We start from the raw sequence: 14,729 nt of genomic DNA, 5'->3' as shown, positions 1-14,729 counted from the left end.
AGCGCATGATTGGGCAGGATGTGTGGTTTCGAAAAATAGGGTTACATGGGTTCTTGCTCTGCGGGGTCATACTTTCCATGTTCCCGTTCTATTGGCTGCTTGTCATGTCGACAAGGACGAACAGCGAAATATTCAGCTCCAAGCCGAATTTGCTTCCGGGTACTCAGCTGATGACCAATATCCGCAATGTACTGAGCAATATCGATTTTTTCAGCGGTCTATTCAATACGGTTTACGTGTCCGTCGTCTCAACGGTGCTGGTGCTGTTTTTCTGTTCTCTTGCGGGCTTTTTCTTTGCGAAATTCGATTTCCCCGGGAAAAACGCGCTGTTCGTGCTGCTCCTGGTAACGATGATGATTCCGGGCCAGCTATCCCTTATTCCGTCCTTCATCATTATGCAAAAGCTGGGGTGGGTAGGGACGTACAAAGCGCTGATCATTCCCGATATGGCCCGGGCGTTCGGTATTTTCTGGATCCGGCAGTATGCGCAGGGCGCCGTCCATGACGATTTGATTCAAGCGGGCAAGATCGACGGCTGTAATCATTTCCGCATCTATTGGCATATCGCGCTTCCGATTCTGAAGCCGGCGCTTGCGTTCCTCGGTATTTTCACGTTTATGGGCAACTGGAACGAATACTTGTGGCCCCTCATCATCTTGAACAATCCGGAGAAATATACGCTGCAGATTGTCTTATCCCAGTTGAACGGGATTTACAAAACGGACTACGCCATGGTTATGGCGGGGACGCTGATGGCCACGCTGCCTTTGGTCGTTATGTTCCTGTTCGTCAGCAGGCAGTTTATATCGGATATCGCAGCAGGAGCTATCAAGGATTGAGCCGACATCATAGTAATCAAGTGTGAAGCCGGGCTTATAGCTCGGCTGTCTTTTTTGCTGAAGGGCGGATTGCGCCCGATCGGGAATAAAGCTTACTGCTCTTGAGGAAACAGGGTGTTCAAAATGCGATCCACAAATTCAATTCGTTCTTCGTGAGATTCGACTTTGCCCAAGAAGTTGATCTGGAACGCATGCTGAAAACAGCTTCCAAGCAATAAATCCGCAGCAGCCCTAGGGTCCATGTCTTCCCGGATTCTTCCAAGTCCTTTCTCTTTTTGCAGGTAGGCTTCGACCGCCTCATTCGCCCTATGAGGGCCTTCATTTCGCAGAGTAAAGCCTTCCCGATGCCGGAGCAGAATATCCGGTTCCGAGAAAATAGAGCAGATCAAGGACATGGAGCTGCTGAAATCCTCCAGTGCAGTAAGAGCTACCGGTTCGAGATTTTTCCGTACCGTTTCTTTACCGGCAAGGCCCTGCAGCATGGTTAAGGCTCCCATCAAATGTTTCAATTGTCCTCGTAATACGTGGAGAAAGATATCCTCCTTGTTCCTGAAATGATTATATAACGATCCTTCCGAGCAGCCGGCTGCACGGGCGATTTCTTTGGTCGTCGTCTTGGCCAGCCCGTTCATTAAGAGCACTTGCTCGGCAGCTTCAGTGATTTTGTTTTTTAAATCCATGATTATCCCTCACTCTATTGACAGGTGATGAAAAGCTGTTTATGCTCATATTATGAGTGTGCACTCACTCAAAGTCAAGTGACGGATTGAATGCATAGATGAAATTAGCGCTGCAAAATGAGTGTGCACTCACTCAGGGAATAGTCAAAGTGAAAGGAGGTGGGTCAACATGAAGACGCAAAGCTACGGCAATTACATCAGGCTAGTACCGGCATTCCATTTTGTTCTCGTACCGCTCGGTTTCGTCACGCTTACGGCTGCAATCGTCTATTTAATCTTAGCAGCACGAAACGGGATATCGCTGTTTGTATCACTGATACTTGTAAGCCTATCCTTGATGATGGTCATGACTATGATATTCTCGCGGATATTTGCATGCAAAGCTCAAGATCGTGCGATTCGCGCAGAAGAAAACTTGCGTTACTTTGTATTAACCGGCAAGCTGCTCGATCCCAGTCTAACGATGGACCAAATTATCGCGCTGCGTTTTGCAGCGGATGAAGAATTTTTATCTTTGTGTGCAATGGCCGTGAATGAACATGCTGCTCCCGACAAGATCAAGAGGTCGATTAAAGCATGGAAAGCCGATTACGATCGGGTGTAAATACAAACTCGGAGGTGTCACATGAATTTAACTGAAGCGTTCAAAGGGACCACGATGGAGACGCTGAAAACTTATATTCAGCAGCATATCGATCGGAGCTGCCGTCAAGTATGGGAGATGCATCTGCCGGAAATCGAGAAGATTTTCTCAAAAGGCGGCGATTCTGCGTATGGCTTCTTTTGCCGCAAGCTTTTTGAACCGCTAGTGAAGGAAATGGTTGAAGCAGGTTTTACCTCCCAGCCTGTGCTGCCAGGGGCTTTTCCACAATCGGAGGAGCATTGGGGACCATGGGAAGACCGCGAAAGACGGTTTTGGAGCGTAATTCACCAAGATAACGGACAGAAGCTGGGAACGTTGGTCTTTAGAATTTTTCACGACCATACCCGCCTGCGATTGCCTAGATTGCCGCAAGTTTACGTGATCCGGGAGACGGAACCGGAACGTATTTCGCATAGTATCCTGCATGCTGATCCGGAAAGCGGGAATTCGATAGATGGAGGTATAGGGACGTATGAATAAAACCCAAGGCCATCATTATACTCATCTCTGTTTTAACGTGCTTGCTTGGCTGTTTGCCATTTCCGTAGGTCTTCAAGTTTTCTTTGCAGGACTTGCGTTATTCGTCGATTCATCCAACTGGGTAACCCATATAAGCTTTGCCCGATATTTCTCATTCCTTCCTTTGATAATGGCCGTATTGGCATGGCGCGCAAGGCTGACTTCAAAAACGATTTGGAGATGCATCGGACTATTTGGAATGATTATCGGTATGTTTTTGACTGCTATCTTCTCATCACGAATCGGAGGCTTGTCTGCGCTTCACCCGGTGATCGCTCTTATGCTATTCTGGAGCTGTGCGGAGCTTATCCGTTCAAACGTCCGATTTTCGGCTTAGTTGGAGGCTTGACCATGCAGGACAAACACTGGAGGGTAATATCAAATATGCTGCTGCTACCGGTATGTAACGGCAGCCGCGTTGCGTTTCCTCCTACCTGCCTTCACCTCCAAATAGAAAGCGTCTGCCCACCACATCTAACCGTTCCGCAGTCAAAAAGGACCTAATGCAAGCCGCATGAGCTGCGGCTTTTTTGTTTAGTCCGGGAGGTCCCGCCCGCATAGAAATAACTTACATCCAACCTATGGTATAATTAGGGAACAACCCTTGAATAGAACCGGCGGGAAAGGAGGTACATTATGCGCATTAAAGTGCAGCTGTCCGTCGGCGGGCAGCAGGTTAAGGCCGATGAGCTCGTCATCGAAGAAACGAAGCTTGGGGAGCTGACCGATGAGGAGATCGAGCAGGCGATTGAAATCAATATCCGCAGCTGGGCGGACAAGATGATCAGCATCGATTGGGAAGTGGTCGAATGAGGAGTCTTAAGCGAATGGAAAGGCCAATAGTAAATATGCTATGATGAAGCGTAAAAGTGAACGTTAGTAAGGGGGCCGGCAATTCATGAGCAAAGGCACAGCCCTGTTAAGACAGCAAAATGAAAAACGGACGCTGGCGCTGCTTAGGGCCGGGAAGCACAGTTCCAGACAAGAAATCGCTGCCGCATTGGGCTTGAGTAAAAATACGATTTCATTAATCGTCGATAAGTTTATAAAAGACGGGGTCGTCAAGGAAATCGGCGCCGATGAACAAGGCGGTGTCGGCAGACCCCGCATTCAGCTGCGTTTGCAGGCGGAAGCGTACAAAAGCATCGGGATCCTGATCCAGCATTCCTACTTTCAATATGTCGTGACGGATTATTGCCAGGCGGTGCTCGATAAGGGAAGCGTTCCGATGGAAACGGACGATCCGGAGCCCTACATCGGCAAGCTGATTCATCTGTGCAGCGAGCTGATCCGGCAGCACCCGGAGGTGCTCGGCATAGGGATTGCCGTTCCGGCTCTTGTCGATCCGATCGAAGGGGTCGTCCATTTTTCTTCCCATCTGAGTTGGAGGAATGTCCGGTTGAAGGAGAGAATGGACTCGAGCCTGCCGGTGACAACGAAGGTGCTCAATCTCGTAAAAGCAGCGGCCATCGCTCCTTCCTCAGGGCTTCCGGCGGAGCATTCGTCCAACTCCTTTTATTTGCGCATGGACGAAGGGGTCGGCGGAGCCCATATTATCGACAGCCAAATCTACAGCGGTGCGAGCTGGACTGCAGGAGAAGCGGGGCATCTGTGCGTGGAGCCGGAGGGACCTCTCTGCAGCTGCGGGCAAAGAGGCTGCCTGGAAGCCTTGGTCAGCATTCCGGCGATGGTTAGACAAATGCAGCAGCAGCATCCCGACGTGCAAACCGAAGACGATCTTGGGCGGTATATAGCGGAAGAAGGAACGGAGGGCTCCCGGTTCCAAGAGATTATGGATAAATCCGGACAGTATGTCGGGATGGCCCTCTCGCAAATCATTTTGCTGCTGAACCCGGGGCATATCGTCATTGACAGCCCGTTCCATGAGGTGGACGCCTTCAAGCAGTCGGTGTTGTCCACCGTAGATAGAAGGGCTTTAAAGCTTCCTACCGAAAAAACTAGCATATTGTTCATCAAAAGCTCGTATGCCTCAAGCGTAGGAGCCGCATTCGCTGTTATTCTTGATTTTGAAAAGGAATAACAGCTTTTTTTCAAAATAAAATAAAAGTGAAATAACATTGACACGCAAAATGTAAGCGTGTTAATTTAGTAGTAACAATTTGTCCTAGTTTAGGATTAATTGGTCCATACCATCAAAATGAAGAGGTGATCTCCATTATGACAATGTTGGATTGGATCGTGCTAGGTCTGTTTTTCCTCCTCATGGTGGGCATCGGGGTCTGGTCTTTTCGCCAGATCAGCGGTACTCAGGACTTTTTTGCGGCAGGCGGCAAAATGCCGTGGTGGCTGTCCGGCATCTCTCATCACATGTCCGGATATAGTGCGGCGGTCTTCGTAGCCTATGCGGGAGTAGCTTATACTTACGGGTTTACTCTCTACATTTGGTGGGCCGTTCCGGTAGCCATTGCCGTGTTCGTCGGCGCACCTCTCATTGCTCCAAGATGGGCCCGTCTGCGCCAGCGGATGAACATCGAATCCCCTATGGAATATTTGGCCACGAGATACAATGTGCCTACCCAGCAGCTGATGGCGTGGAGCGGTGTGCTGCTCAAGCTATTCGACGTCGGCGCGAAATGGGCGGCTATCGCGGTCATCCTGAACGTGTTCGCAGGAGTACCTTTAACCGTAGGCATTTTCTTATCCGGCGCCATCTCTCTTCTGTACTCGGCGATCGGCGGATTGTGGGCCGACGCTTGGACGGATTTCGCCCAATTCATCGTTCAATTAATCGCAGGCCTGGCGATGTTCGTCATCGTCGTTATGAAGCTTGGCGGCATAGGATCGGTCACAGGCATCTGGGATCAGCTTCCGCCTTCGCACAGCCAGCCTCTGGTCGGGCCGTATACGATGGGCTTCGTTCTCGCTTATATCCTCATAGATTTTCTCAGCTATAACGGCGGCACATGGAATCTGGCGCAGCGGTATATCGCGTCACCGAGCGGTTCCGATGCGCGCAAGGCCGCCATGCTTTCCGGCGCATTATACCTCATTTGGCCGCTCATTTTGTTCTTCCCGATGTGGGCCGCTCCGCTCTTTTACCAAAACCTGAAGGATCCGACACAATCGTATTCGATGATGACGATGGATCTGCTCCCGCACGGGTTGATCGGACTGGTGCTGGCCAGCATGTTTGCCCATACGATGGCTATGACCACGTCGGACGCCAACGCGATTACGGCGGTCATTACCCGGGATATTTTGCCGGTGATGTCGAAGAAATACCGCACGCTCAGCGAGAAGGCGGCGCTTCGGGTAGCACGCGGGGCGATGATCACCTTCGTCGTGCTCACCTTAATTATTGCGGTTTACTCCAGCACGTTCGGCGGTATTTTGAGCTTGCTCATCGTCTGGTTCGGCGCCCTGGTTGGCCCGATCTCGATACCTATGCTGCTAGGCTTGATTCCCGTCTTCAAGCGAAGCGATTCCAAAGCGGCTATCGTATCGTGGGCAGCCGGGATCGTCACCTTTGTCATCGTAAAATATGTTCTCACCGTCAGCACAGCGACCTTGGTTGCCTCCCCCGTACTGGTATCGGCGATTTTGTTTATCGGCATGGGCTGGTTGAACCGGAAAACGCCGGTTGACCCCAAGGTGGAGGAGCTGCTTCAATCGATAAGCACCGATTCATACGAGCCGAACTCGCAGGGGAATGGAGTCAAAGCGTAGGACATGGAAAGGATGGAGCCGGATGAACGAAGCGTGGGATACCCGCTTGCTGCGGACCTTTTACGAACGCCACCTGCTAGAGGATTTGCTGCCCTTCTGGAGCAAAGCGGTTGACCGCCGGCACGGAGGCTTATACACCTGCTTTACGAATTCAGGCAGCGAGCGGATAAGCACGGACAAATACACCTGGTCGCAGGGACGATACATCTGGATATGGTCCCGGATCGCCAGGCTGACAGAACAAGGCGTACTGCCTGGCAGCACCTCAGCTTATATGAATGAAGCGGAGCAAGCGGTAACGTTTCTCCGCAATCATGTTTTCCTGGACAACGGCAATTGTGCCTTTCTATTGACCGAGGACGGGCACAAGAAGGAGAGCATTCCGGGCGCCGGCTACGATACGAGCTTTTATGCGGATTGCTTCGTGGTGCTGGGATTTGCCGAGTTCGCCCGAGCCAGCGGGCGGGGAGATGTTGCAGACGAAGCGCTCGAGCTGTACGACCGCATTCGGACTCGCATAAGCAGCGGCACTATCCGCAGCGAGCCTTACCCGATACCGGAAGGGCTGAAATCCCATTCCGTCACCATGATCTTGTTGAACATTTCCGCGCAGCTCATGGAAACGCTGGAGCACTTTCAGCATCCTGCAGCCGGTCGGCTGAGGAGCGAATGCCAGTCGTATGGCGAGCGGATTATGACGGAGTTCCGCCAGCCCGATCACCGGATTGCGGAGCTGCTGCCTGTCCAAGGCGATGCGCCTCCTACCGTTCTTTGCCGGCATATCAATCCGGGCCATACGCTGGAATGCATGTGGTTCGTCATTCATGCGGCGAAGCATCTCCATCAGGAGGATCTGGTTGAACAAGCGATGCCGGTCATCGAAAAAGCGTTCGAGCTCGGATGGGATACGGAGCAAGGCGGGCTGTTCCGCTTCGTCGATGCGGACGGGGGCGAGCCGAAGGGAGAGCGCACCGGGGATCCATACGAAGCTTTAGTGTTGGATACATGGGATTCCAAGCTGTGGTGGCCCCACTCGGAAGCACTGTACTGCTCATTATTAGCTTACGAGCTGACCGGCCAAGGTCGGTTCAAGGAGCTCTACTCGAGAACGCACGACTACGTCTTCCGGACCTTCCCCCAGCCGGACCGGCGGATCGGAGAATGGATTCAAATACGCGACCGGGAGGGTAACCCGATGGAGAAGGTCGTCGCGCTGCCCGTCAAGGATCCGTTTCATATCCTTCGCAACGTGCTGCTTATCATCGAGCTGTATTCCAAAGCTTAGCATCCATGCGGCTAAGATGCGGCAAAAGATAGAATGAAAGGAGCGGAGTCGGCGATGAGAGAACCGCCGCTTAAGCTTGGCACCGCCAAAGCGGATATTACCCCGGCAGCGCCCGTGCCGCTTGCAGGCTTTGCGCATCGGGCCGGTCCGTTCGAGCATATCGCACACCGGTTATATGCGAGAATTCATTGTTTTGAGCAGCAGGATAAGACGGGAAGGAAAGCTTCCGCTCTCCTCGTCTCCGCGGATTTGATCTGGTGGGGGAGCGATCTGGTGAGTAGGCTGACCCCGGTATTACGGGAGCGTTACGGCTTCCAAACCATGCTGCTCCATGCGACCCATACCCATTGCGGGCCTCAAACGAGCAGCCTCTTCACGGATGCTCTTGGGAAGCCCGATCCCGGTTATTTGGAGGCTTTGGAGCAGCGGCTGCTTGCCGGCATTGAGGAGGCGCTGCACAATTCGGAGGCCGTGACGGTGGAACGCGGGAGCGGGCAATGCCGGATCGGGGTGAACCGCAGGAAGCAATCCGGCGGCCGCATCGAGATGGCCCCGAATGAACACGGTCAGATCGATCCTGATGTGACCGTGATCCGCTTTCGCACGTCAAACGGCAGCGTCAAAGCACTGTTCGTTCATTATACGTGTCACCCGACAACGACAGGAGATAACGAAATCTCCTCCGAGTACTGCGGGGTGGCCCTGGAACGGATCGAGCAATCCTTGGGCGATGGTGCCGTTGGGGCCTTTTTGCAAGGCTGCTGCGGAGACATCCGGCCTGCCCTCGTCAGCGACGGCGCGTTTTACCGGGGCCACCGGATGGAGGTGGAGCGCTTCGGCAGCTGGCTGACGGAGGAAGTGCTGCGCATCAACAGCCTGCCGATGGAAGAGCTGGCTCCCGGCGATTTAACAAGCAAGACGTTGGAGCTGCTGCTAGCGTTCGATTCGGTGCCGGCCATCGAGCTGCTTGAAGAACAGGCCGATCGGAGTGATATTCACAGCGAGTGGGCACGCCTGCTGCTTCGCGAGCCGCACCGCAGAGCGGAGAGCATTCCACTGGAGATTACGCGGCTTGATGTGGCGAAGGACCTTTCCTTCGTCGCATTCAATGCGGAAATGGTGGTCGACTACGGCTTGTTTGTCAAGCAAGCCTCCCATGGAACGATGCTTCCCTTAGCTTACACCAACGGCATGATCGGCTATGTGCCGACCGCTGAACAGCTGGCGCAAGGCGGGTACGAGTCGCGGGATGCCGCCCCTTACTTCGGCTTGCCGTCGCCTTTTCGTCCGCAGATTGAGAACGATATTCGCAATGCCATATCTTTAATTACCGGAAAGGAAGAGGAAACCCATGAACCTGAATGAAACGATTCAACCTTTACAAACAACAGCCGTCGACCGGCTCCGTGTCCAAATTTATGAGAACAGACAGCAGATGGGGAATGCGGCCGGAAGCCATGTCGCCGGCAAAATGAAGGAGCTTTTGAGCACCAAAAGCCGCATCCGGATGGTATTTGCCGCCGCCCCTTCGCAAAACGAATTTCTGCAAACGTTAAAAAGCAGCGAAGGAATCGATTGGTCCCGCGTCACCGTGTTTCATATGGATGAGTACATCGGTCTTTCCCTGGATGCGCCTCAGCGGTTCGGCACGTTCCTATGTGAACGGCTGTTTGACGAGGTGAAGCCGGGAGAAGTGCATTTGATCGACAGCTCGGGAAATATTGACGAGGAATGCCTGCGCTATGCTGGGCTGCTTGGAGAAGCGCCGATCGATATCGTATGCTTGGGAATCGGGGAGAACGGCCATATTGCGTTCAACGATCCGCCGGTCGCCGATTTTAACGATCCGATGCTGGTGAAAAGCGTGGAGCTGGATCTGCCTTGCCGGCAGCAGCAGGTGAACGACGGCTGCTTTGCCACGCTGCAGGACGTGCCCACCCATGCTCTTACATTGACCATCCCGGCGCTTTGCTCCGGCGCGCATTTGTATTGCATGGTACCGGGCAAGACCAAGACGGCTGCCGTTCGACGGACGCTGAACGGCTCCATTTCGACGGAATGTCCTTCTACGGTATTGCGCACACATCCGGACTGCACGCTGTATGTGGATACCGATTCCTATGGCGGAGAGCTCGAGTAGGAGATGATCGCCATGCCTGGATATGTAACGAAGGTGGAAGGAATACATTATACAACCGGTGAGCCCGTTACGATTCATATCGAAGACGGCCTTATTAGGGAGATTCAACCGCTAGCACCGGAGCAAGGGAGGTCTTCGCTGCCTTATATCGCTCCCGGTCTGGTGGATTTGCAAATCAACGGCTACTTCGGCACCGACTTCAATTCGATTCCGATTGCCCCAGAAGCGGTGCAGCAGGCTACGCGCAAGCTGTGGAAGGAAGGCGTTACCTCTTATTATCCTACGGTCATAACGAATGGCGATGCCGAAATCGAACAGGCGGTGCAAACCATTGCCGCTGCTTGTGCGGAAGACCCGGTGTCCGATGCCGGCGTCGCAGGCATTCATCTCGAGGGCCCGTTCATTTCTCCGGAGGACGGCCCCCGCGGGGCCCATAACCGAAGCTATACGAAGGCTCCGAGCTGGCCTATGTTCCAGCGGTGGCAGGAGGCGGCGCAAGGCCGCATCCAACTGATTACGTTGTCGCCCGAATGGCCGGGGGCGACTGAATTTATCGAGCGGGCTACGGATCAGGGCGTCACCGTATCGATCGGGCATACGGCTGCTTCGGCAGAGCAGATCGATGCTGCTGTCCAAGCCGGTGCCACAATGTCCACTCATCTCGGCAATGGGGCTCATTTGATGCTGCCTCGCCATCCCAATTACATATGGGAGCAATTAAGCCAGGACGGGCTGACCGCATGCGTCATTGCCGACGGCTTCCATCTGCCGCGATCGGTGCTGAAGGTCGTGCTGCGCACCAAAGGCAACAAGGCGCTGCTCGTCAGCGACGCCGTTTCCTTCAGCGGCTTGGCCCCCGGAGCGTACGATAATCATATCGGCGGACGGGTGGTCCTTACACCGGAAGGACGGCTGCATATGGCCGATACCCCCGGGCTTTTGGCGGGATCGGTGCAGATGCTCCCCTGGGGCATCTCCCATCTGGTCAAAAGCGGCTTGGCACCTCTCGAGGATGCATGGGACATGGCTTCGGTCCGTCCCTCCGCGTTTATGGGATTGCCTTCGCAGCACGGACTTGCAGCCGGAGCGCCCGCCGACCTGGTCTTGTTCGAGCTGAAGGATCAGAATGTGACTGTTGTGCAGACGTATAAACAAGGCAGCCGGGTTTACGATTCGACCGCACCCGAGTGAGGAGGAGTCCGTATGAGCTTACCCGTAATGACCCAATACCTTCATAAAATTGTTCACCATTTGGAGCTGCTTCATCAGGAGGAGCAAGCGCCGATTGCCCGCGCGGCCCGCTTGATGGCGGATCATATCAAGCTGGACAAGATCGTGTATGCTTATGGTCCCGGCGGGCATTCGAACCTGGGCTCGCAGGAAATATTTTTCCGGGCAGGCGGCCTTATGCATATCAGCGCCATGCTGGATGAAGGTACGCTGCTGAGCGGCGGAGCACTCAGGTCGATGGCGGTGGAGAGAACTCCCGGATATGCCCGAATCGTCATGGACGATTACGGATTGAAGCAGGGGGACTTATTGATCATTATTAATTCCTATGGCATCAACTCCGCTACTATTGATGCGGCTTTGGAGGCCCGAGCACGCGGCGTCACCACGATCGGGGTCACATCCGTCCGGCATGCGCTCGCCACACCCGAGCATCACGTTGCGCGCCATCCGTCGAAGCAAAACTTGCACGACCTCGTCGATGTCGTCCTCGACACGAAGATCGAGGTAGGAGACGCCGTCGTCGACATCGACGGGTTGGATCAGCGGGTGGCGGCCATGTCCACGTTCGCCAACGCGTATTTGTTAAATTCGCTCGTTTCGGAGACGATTGAGCTGCTCGTCAAGGACGGAGTCCGGCCGCCGATTTGGATGAGCGGCAATGCAAGCGGCGGCGATGAGTCCAACGCCCGCTTTATTGAACAGTTCAAAGGAAGAATCAAGAAGCTGTAGCCCGGATTCATGAGCCTGCATTCCCGCTCTTATAGTTATAGAAGCCGCTTTATGTACCATAGAGCGGCTTTTGCATTGCTGCACAGTGAAACCATAAAATAAATCCGACTAAACACATTGACATTTAGGTATATTGCGATACAATAATTAGTAAATAAGCTGCAGCGTTGAATTGAATCGATATCAATCGATATCTTGGGATCGGGGGAATCTATAATGAAGACGGTAGCGATCATCGGAGGCAGTCAGACGGACACATTTAAGAAGCTGGGAGAAAAGCAAGGCTTGATCGTTGAGCATCATAACGGCAAGACCGGCGGCGGATCCGTGGAGCATTATTTTCAGCGGATCATTAATAAAGCGGATGTGATCATTGTGCTGAAAGGCGCGATCAAGCATACGTCGATGTGGGCGGTACGGGAGCTTGCCGAGAAGAAAGGGAAGAAGATCGATTATCACGACGGCTTTGGCGCATCCGGCGCGTTGAAGAAGGCTTTGACGCTGGTCGGTTAATGATCCTACTCAGAAGGTGAAACAAATAGAAAGCTGGTGGAGGCAATTCGATGTAATGGTATCGAAAAAAGACCCTTTCCCGCATAGTTTTCGTTCCATCGAGTCGAGTTCAAGTTCATCGATGAAACACGGAAACAGCGGCATAAGGGTCTATTTCTATTGAATGCGCTAATTGCAGCACAGCTGGCTCATTCCATTTATTTCTGGGCCACCATGGCGCTTCGCCGATACTCGCTCGGCGTCATTCCGGTCCACTTCTTGAACATCCGGTTGAACGACGTAATATTCCGGTAGCCGATCTGCAGGCTGACGTCGTTGATGCTCGTATCCGTGCCCGACAGCAGCTCCTGCGCCTTGCGGATACGGATATCGTTCAAATGATCGCTGAAGTTCGTTCCCGTCTTTTCCTTAATATATACAGATAAATAAGCGCTCGACATATTGAGCTTATCGGCCAAATAGTCGAGAGACAGCTCTTCACCGTACTTCGTATGAAGGTTGTCCATGACGAAGTTGATGATCGGATCGCTTTCCCCTTTTTTCTCGACAATCAAGGACACGGCCAGCTCGATAATGCCGGCGTAAGCCTGCTTGTACTCATCAAGCGTACAGCATTCTCTCAGCTGCTGCATCAGAGGCTTAAGGGGCCACGACGCGCCCTGCTCAATTTTATAAATGTCCATGAACTTCCATACTTTGGCCTCGATCGACTCCGCGAACAAAGCGAATTGGGTTACGCTCGCTTCCTTCATGTACATTTCATCAAGAAAACGCTGGAGAAGCTCGTTCGCTCCTTCCGCGTCACCGGCTTGAATGCTGGCATTCAGCTCCTGATCCTGCGCAGGGCTTAACGTGAACGTTGCCGGCAGCATGCGGCTGCCGAGCAGGATTTGCGTCTCCTCCTCGAGTCTCGCCTGACGGACGATTTCGAGAACCTGCCTGTACGCATGGTTGAACTGCGAAGAATGCTCGAACCATGAGCTGACCGCCACGGTGAACAGGCTGTACTGGCTGTCCCTGTCGAAGACCACCTTCAGCTCCTTCAGCACTTCCTCGATCTGTTCTTTCTCATGACGGCCGTTGATAACGGTCAGTATTTGATTTTTCTCCATTTGGAACGTATGGCAGCCCGGGAACCGCTCCGAGAAAATAAGCGAAATATGCTCGCGGAAGTAATAAGCGGCACGGTCCTTTTTCAAGGTCGTATCGTCGAACGACCCGCTGCGAAACCTCAGCATATAAAGGACGATCGTGAAGCTTTCCTCCGCCGCGATAAAGTCCTTCCATTCATTAATATCCGTATTGATGCTCTTTAGTTTATTAATATAATTGTAGCTTTTCAGAATGGACTGCTTGCTTGATAGCTCGGATTGGACGACGTTTTTCTCCGCTACGAGATCGAATATTTTCTGATTGATGAAATCGAACTCGCTGATCGAGCTGGTCAGATCAGATTTTTGCCCGTTAATAATCGAGGTAATGAGCTGCTTGACCGGACGGTTGATCCGTTTGCTGTAATAAAATGAAGCGGCAAGACCTATGCTAAGCGACATGATGAAAATGAGAAGCAGCGTAACCATCATCCGGTTGAGCTGAGCGGCCATGGCGGCGTTGGGAACAGCCGTAATGTAGGTCATTCCTTCGCTGTCTTGCTCCTTGAAATAATAGATGCCGTCCTTCAGCGCGTAATTCATCCCTTCCGAAAATTGCGGTACCCGCTCCTCCCGCCATTCCCCTCCGGACTGATACAGCATGGTGCCGTCCTTATCGGCAATCATGAATTTGCGAGCGTTCTCACTATCGTCGAAGAAGGCTTGCTGCGACTTGGCGATGTCGAGATAGCCGATTACCATATAATGGCTGTCCGGGAGCTTGAAGCTGATCGGCAGCAGCTCTTTTTTCTCCGGTACATTCCAGGTCGTCTGAAAGCGCGAAACCGGAAGCATTGAGAAATTAGCGCTCTTCGCCAGATGCGACTTCCAGAACGTGAGCGGATAAATGCCGCTCGAATAGAGAGCATTGAACTGATCCTCCGCGCCGCTGCTTCCTTCCTTGTCCAGCGTAAACTCCTTGGATTGGTAATACAGGGTTACATTGTCCAGAAACAGCTGCGGATTATACACCTCGGAGCGCAGCAGCTCGATGATTTTTTTACCCTGCAAATAATTGACGTCCTGATCCTGCTTCGTCAAGAGCTGACGATTGAACCCGGAAACCTCGGGATCGTTATAAATTTTGTAAAGCGATGTCTTCACCCGGGCAAAATGAGTGTTGTACCGTTCTGCCGTATTTTGCAAAATGAGCCGGTTATATCGGATCAGCTCGTCCTGATATTTGCTTTTGAAGAAGGCGAACGCTACCACATTAAATGTAAAAAACAAAAGAATGATGACCAAAAAACTGATAAGTATAGTAAAAAACAACGAAGTTCTTCTAGTTTTAAAACGGTTCATCAGAGCGA

The 14,729-nt window shown here is 52.6% G+C and carries 15 protein-coding genes; 13 read left to right on the top strand and 2 right to left on the bottom strand.

Going from position 1 to position 14,729, the window contains the following annotated elements:
- Window positions 1-5 precede the first annotated feature (5 nt).
- Window positions 6-839, top strand: a complete 834-nt coding sequence (locus DVH26_RS29680; protein WP_239628533.1) for a carbohydrate ABC transporter permease — start codon at window positions 6-8, stop codon at window positions 837-839.
- A 92-nt stretch (window positions 840-931) separates the two neighbouring features.
- Here the strand turns inward: DVH26_RS29680 and DVH26_RS29675 are convergent, their stop codons facing one another.
- The gene (locus tag DVH26_RS29675; RefSeq protein ID WP_239628531.1) at window positions 932-1,519 is read right to left on the bottom strand and encodes a TetR/AcrR family transcriptional regulator; all 588 of its coding nucleotides are present in this window, start codon (window positions 1,517-1,519) and stop codon (window positions 932-934) included.
- 169 nt (window positions 1,520-1,688) lie between these two features.
- Here DVH26_RS29675 and DVH26_RS29670 point away from each other — a divergent pair, with 169 nt between their 5' ends.
- From DVH26_RS29670 to DVH26_RS29615, 12 genes are all read left to right on the top strand, one after another.
- Window positions 1,689-2,123 (top strand): DUF6526 family protein, encoded by a 435-nt coding sequence (locus DVH26_RS29670; RefSeq protein WP_239628528.1) that lies wholly within the window; start codon window positions 1,689-1,691, stop codon window positions 2,121-2,123.
- Between the two features lie 21 nt (window positions 2,124-2,144).
- Window positions 2,145-2,642, top strand: a complete 498-nt coding sequence (locus DVH26_RS29665; protein ID WP_239628526.1) for a DUF6022 family protein — start codon at window positions 2,145-2,147, stop codon at window positions 2,640-2,642.
- The gene (locus DVH26_RS29660; protein WP_239628524.1) at window positions 2,635-3,018 is read left to right on the top strand and encodes a DUF6220 domain-containing protein; all 384 of its coding nucleotides are present in this window, start codon (window positions 2,635-2,637) and stop codon (window positions 3,016-3,018) included. Before DVH26_RS29665 ends, DVH26_RS29660 begins: the two co-directional genes overlap by 8 nt.
- A gap of 299 nt (window positions 3,019-3,317) precedes the next feature.
- Complete coding sequence (locus DVH26_RS29655) at window positions 3,318-3,494, top strand: hypothetical protein (protein WP_239628523.1); 177 nt, start codon at window positions 3,318-3,320, stop codon at window positions 3,492-3,494.
- An 85-nt stretch (window positions 3,495-3,579) separates the two neighbouring features.
- Entirely contained in the window at window positions 3,580-4,722 is a 1,143-nt protein-coding gene (locus DVH26_RS29650) for an ROK family transcriptional regulator (RefSeq protein ID WP_239628522.1), read from the top strand.
- Window positions 4,723-4,859: 137 nt separating this feature from the next.
- Window positions 4,860-6,368, top strand: a complete 1,509-nt coding sequence (locus DVH26_RS29645; protein ID WP_239628521.1) for a sodium:solute symporter family protein — start codon at window positions 4,860-4,862, stop codon at window positions 6,366-6,368.
- A 22-nt stretch (window positions 6,369-6,390) separates the two neighbouring features.
- Complete coding sequence (locus DVH26_RS29640) at window positions 6,391-7,653, top strand: AGE family epimerase/isomerase (RefSeq protein WP_239628520.1); 1,263 nt, start codon at window positions 6,391-6,393, stop codon at window positions 7,651-7,653.
- Between the two features lie 54 nt (window positions 7,654-7,707).
- A complete protein-coding gene (locus DVH26_RS29635) occupies window positions 7,708-9,018 on the top strand; it encodes a neutral/alkaline non-lysosomal ceramidase N-terminal domain-containing protein (protein ID WP_239628519.1) in 1,311 nt (436 codons plus the stop codon).
- Window positions 9,005-9,793, top strand: a complete 789-nt coding sequence (locus tag DVH26_RS29630) for a glucosamine-6-phosphate deaminase (protein WP_239628518.1) — start codon at window positions 9,005-9,007, stop codon at window positions 9,791-9,793. Before DVH26_RS29635 ends, DVH26_RS29630 begins: the two co-directional genes overlap by 14 nt.
- A gap of 12 nt (window positions 9,794-9,805) precedes the next feature.
- Complete coding sequence (locus DVH26_RS29625; protein ID WP_239628517.1) at window positions 9,806-10,984, top strand: N-acetylglucosamine-6-phosphate deacetylase; 1,179 nt, start codon at window positions 9,806-9,808, stop codon at window positions 10,982-10,984.
- Between the two features lie 12 nt (window positions 10,985-10,996).
- On the top strand, window positions 10,997-11,755 hold the full coding sequence (locus DVH26_RS29620) for a sugar isomerase domain-containing protein (protein ID WP_239628516.1): 759 nt from the start codon (window positions 10,997-10,999) through the stop codon (window positions 11,753-11,755).
- A gap of 216 nt (window positions 11,756-11,971) precedes the next feature.
- Window positions 11,972-12,268 carry a DUF2325 domain-containing protein gene (locus DVH26_RS29615; protein WP_239628514.1) on the top strand — a complete coding sequence of 99 codons (297 nt, stop codon included), beginning with the start codon at window positions 11,972-11,974 and terminating at the stop codon, window positions 12,266-12,268.
- Between the two features lie 197 nt (window positions 12,269-12,465).
- Here the strand turns inward: DVH26_RS29615 and DVH26_RS29610 are convergent, their stop codons facing one another.
- The gene (locus DVH26_RS29610; protein WP_239628512.1) at window positions 12,466-14,721 is read right to left on the bottom strand and encodes a helix-turn-helix domain-containing protein; all 2,256 of its coding nucleotides are present in this window, start codon (window positions 14,719-14,721) and stop codon (window positions 12,466-12,468) included.
- Window positions 14,722-14,729: the final 8 nt, after the last annotated feature.

This window comes from Paenibacillus sp. H1-7 (genome assembly GCF_022354825.1).
Lineage (GTDB): Bacteria > Bacillota > Bacilli > Paenibacillales > NBRC-103111 > Paenibacillus_S.
The sequence above is the reverse complement of the archived record's forward strand: the minus strand, read 5'-3'. Positions and strand labels throughout refer to the sequence as shown.